This is a genomic window from Pseudomonas emilianonis, assembly GCF_023072625.1.
GTDB lineage: Bacteria > Pseudomonadota > Gammaproteobacteria > Pseudomonadales > Pseudomonadaceae > Aquipseudomonas > Aquipseudomonas paraveronii.
Genome location: NZ_JAKNRV010000519.1, coordinates 1 through 2,763 on the forward strand (window position 1 = coordinate 1; position 2,763 = coordinate 2,763).

Genomic DNA, 2,763 nt, shown 5'->3' on the forward strand with positions numbered 1-2,763 from the left:
CATCGTCACGCGCCGCCGGCGCATTGCCATGGCTGAACACCCGGGCGCGAACACGGACCTGTTGGGCCACCTCTCGCACGGCCGCCTGCCCCGACCCGACCAGGACGGCCAGCAGGGTCAGTTGGTAAAACGCCGTTTGGTATTTAAAGCGCGTGGAGAAGTCGATCAGGTGGTCGTCTTCGACCACTGCGTTTTCAAACACGGAAGTGCCGCTGCCAGTGGTGCGCTGACCGAAGCCATCCCAATCGTCGCTTTGCCGCACACCCGGTTGCTGCACGCGGACCGCTGCGATCACATCGGCACCGGTGTCGTCCCGTTGGGCGTAGAGGTCGATCCAGTCGGCGAACAGGCTGCCGGTGCTGTAGAACTTGGTGCCGTTGGCGACCCATTGCTCGCCCTGGCGGCTGATTCGGGTAATCACCTGGCCGATCTTCACGTCGCCGACTTCGGTCCAGGCATTGCCGACCAGCTCCCCGGCCACAAACCGCTCGAACCAGGCGTTCTGCGGGCTGAATGCCTGGGCGTTGAGGCGGTCTTCGACAAACGCAAAATGCCCGCGCAGGGCTTGCGTCACGTTGGAGTCGGCGGCCGCCAGTTCAATCAACAGTTGGAACAGTTGCGGCAGCGAGGCGCCGGCCCCGCCGAATTCGACCGGTACACGCACGGCGCCGAACCCGGCTTGCTTGAGCCATTTGATCGGTTCGAACGGCAGCGTGCGGCTGCGTTCGCGCTCGACCGCGCCCTCGGCAATACGCGCAAAGATCGGTCGAAAACGTGCGGCGAGCGCGTCGTAATCAGTACCGACAGACAGTGTGTTCAGCGTGGCGAAACTGGACATGGAATGGATTCCTCTTCAGCGCAGATAAGCGTCAAGTCAGGTCAGAGAATGTGGACGGTTTGGTGTGATCGGTGGCGTTGGCGCCGGTTTTGAATGCCCCGCGATAACGTGCCGCCGGATGGTCGTCTGCGGCATACGGCGAAGTGCCGTCGAGCAGGTTTTCGCGCAGGGTGTCGCCCTCATAGGAGGTGCGGACACGGCCCCGGCGTTGCAGCTCCGGAACGATGAACTCGACGAGGTCTTCGAACGTGCCCGGGGTGATCGCATAGGCCAGGTTGAAGCCATCGATACCGCCGACGTCCACCCAGCGTTCCATCTCGTCGGCCACCGTTTTCGGGCCGCCCACCAACACCGGGCCCAGGCCGCCGATGCTGCGGTGTTTGATGATGTCGCGCGGCGTCCACTTGCGGTCGGGGTCGGCGGTGGCGAGCAGTTCCAGCACCGAGCGGATGCTGTCGTTGTCGATCGCCTCCAGGGGTTGGTCCGGGTCGTATTCGGAAAAGTCGATGCCGGTCCAGCCGCCATAAAACGACAACATGCCTTCGCCATTGGCATAGCTCAGGTAGTCGCGGTATTTGGCTTGCGCGGCTTCATCGCTTTCAGCGGTGATCACCGTCAACAGCGTGAACACCTTGACCGAATCACGGCTACGGCCCGCTTCCACGGCGCGGTTGCGGATGTCATCGGACACCTCGCGCGCCTGTTCTGCGGTGGCCGGGCTGATGAACACCCCTTCGGCGTGCTTGGCGGCAAAGGCCCGGCCACGGCTGGAGGCGCCGGCCTGGAAAATCACCGGGGTGCGCTGTGGCGACGGCTCGGACAAATGGATGCCCGGCACATCGTAGTATTTGCCCTTGTGGCCGATCGGGTGGACTTTGCTCGGGTCGGTAAAGATCCCGCGTTCACGGTCACGCAGCACCGCGTCTTCATCCCAGGAGCCTTCCCACAGTTTGTAGGTCACGTCCAGGAACTCATCGGCGATGTCATAGCGTTCGTCGTGCGAAATCTGTTGCTTGAGGCCCAGGTTGACCGCCGCGCTGTTGAGGTACGAGGTCACCACGTTCCACGCCACGCGGCCCTTGGTCAGGTGGTCGAGGGTCGAGAACTTTCGCGCCAGGGCGTAAGGCTGTTCATAGGTCAGCGCCGAGGTCACGCCAAAGCCCAAGTGCTTGGTGACGGTGGCCATGGCTGGCACTTGAAAGAACGGATCGTTGACCGGCACCTGGTCGGCGTCGAGCAGGGAGGTTTCCACCGAGCCGCGATAGATGTCATAGACGCCGACGACGTCGGCGATAAACACCGAGTCGAAATAGCCGCGCTCAAGCAGCTTGGCCAACTCGACCCAGTAATCGAGGTCTTTGTATTTCCATGCCTGGCTGTCTGGGTGACGCCAGGTGCCCGCAGCCTGATGACTCACGCAGGTCATTTCAAACGCATTGAGGATTATGCGGGAAGCCATAGTCGATTAACTCCAGTTGTCTTGATTCATGGGGCACGCACGGCGGTTCAATCGTGGTTTAAGGGGGTGGTTGCATAGTTCATGCCGAGTGCTAAAAGGCTGTAATGCCTGGGTTTTTTCCGGCTTTTGGGCTGGGTGCCTATCACTGGGGCAACACTTTGTTGTTTTGGTGAACGCTGGCGAACACCGACCCTGCCTGGCCGTGATCGCGAGCCTCAGGAATAGAAGCTCGGCGTCGGCGGTTTCTGCTTCAAGGCCCACTCGCCGAGTTCGCGGATGCGGTAGTCCACCGGGTCGTGCAAGGTTTGGGTCCGCAGGTTTCGCCAGTAGCGATCAAAGCGCCGCGAGGCGTGGGTGGCGCGGGCGCCTGTCACCTCAAACAGCCTCGAACTCAGGTCCAGGCCGACTCGGGTGGCATGGACCTTGGCGCTGCCGATGGCCAGGGCGAGGTTCGCGCGCTCCTCGG

The 2,763-nt window shown here is 62.3% G+C and carries 2 protein-coding genes and 1 pseudogene; all 3 read right to left on the reverse strand.

Features of this window, described 5'->3' with window-relative positions; translation table 11 throughout:
• A partial coding sequence (locus L9Z73_RS28655) for an acyl-CoA dehydrogenase family protein (RefSeq protein WP_247408168.1) occupies positions 1-838 on the reverse strand: 838 nt, incomplete at its 3' end.
• Positions 839-869: 31 nt separating this feature from the next.
• Positions 870-2,297, reverse strand: a complete 1,428-nt coding sequence (locus tag L9Z73_RS28660; RefSeq protein WP_247408171.1) for an LLM class flavin-dependent oxidoreductase — start codon at positions 2,295-2,297, stop codon at positions 870-872.
• Between the two features lie 215 nt (positions 2,298-2,512).
• Positions 2,513-2,763, reverse strand: a pseudogene (locus L9Z73_RS28665) (acyl-CoA dehydrogenase family protein); the annotation flags it as partial.

Bases quoted from the DNA above. Each gene is read 5' to 3' on its own strand.
- L9Z73_RS28660 (WP_247408171.1), bottom strand. From the start codon at position 2,297: ATGGCTTCCCGCATAATCCTCAATGCGTTTGAAATGACCTGCGTGAGT.